1 protein-coding gene is annotated in these 528 nt (G+C 68.0%); it reads right to left on the bottom strand.

What is annotated here, in order from left to right; all coding sequences use genetic code 11:
- Window positions 1–285: lysophospholipid acyltransferase family protein (locus AOK23_RS49420; RefSeq protein WP_240496268.1), on the bottom strand; the 285-nt coding region annotated here is incomplete at its 3' end.
- Between the last annotated feature and the right edge of the window lie 243 nt (window positions 286–528).

The following is a 528-nucleotide window of genomic DNA, read 5'->3' as shown; positions in this document are numbered from 1 at the left end:
GGCGGCCTCGCCCGCGCCGCGCGCGCCGGAGCGGTCCACGGGAAGCTGGCCGACGCCCTTGAAGAAGGCTGCCGTGAGCTTGCCCTTCACCCCGGGCGTCGTGAAGTACTCCGCCTTCGCGATGAAGGTGACCTTGCGGTCGAGGACCGCGGGCAGGAAGAACGAGTCGGAGAACGAGAGGTGGTTGCTCGCCAGGATCGCCGCGCCCTCGGCCGGAATGTTCTCCAGACCCTCCACCCAGGGCCGGAAGGTGACCTTGAGCGGTCCCCCGATGGCGACCTTCATCGCGCCGTACAACAACCGAGTGCCTCTCTGTGTTCTGAGGATCAGACCTTAACCCGGACGACTGACGGACAGCCCGGCGCCCCGCCCTCCGCCTCTCCTCCCCCCGCCGAAGCCCCTGGTCGGTGTCAGTGCGGTCGCGTACGGTGAACCACACCGGGACTCGTTTCACACCCTTCTCATGAACAGGAGACCGAACCGTGCCGGTCCTTCCTGGAGCCGAGCCCTACCGCCATGAGGGCGGGC

The sequence above is a fragment of the Streptomyces torulosus genome, assembly GCF_001419765.1.
Taxonomy (GTDB): Bacteria; Actinomycetota; Actinomycetes; order Streptomycetales; family Streptomycetaceae; genus Streptomyces; species Streptomyces torulosus.
Note: the sequence above shows the minus strand (reverse complement) of the source record. Positions and strands in the feature narration are given on the sequence as shown.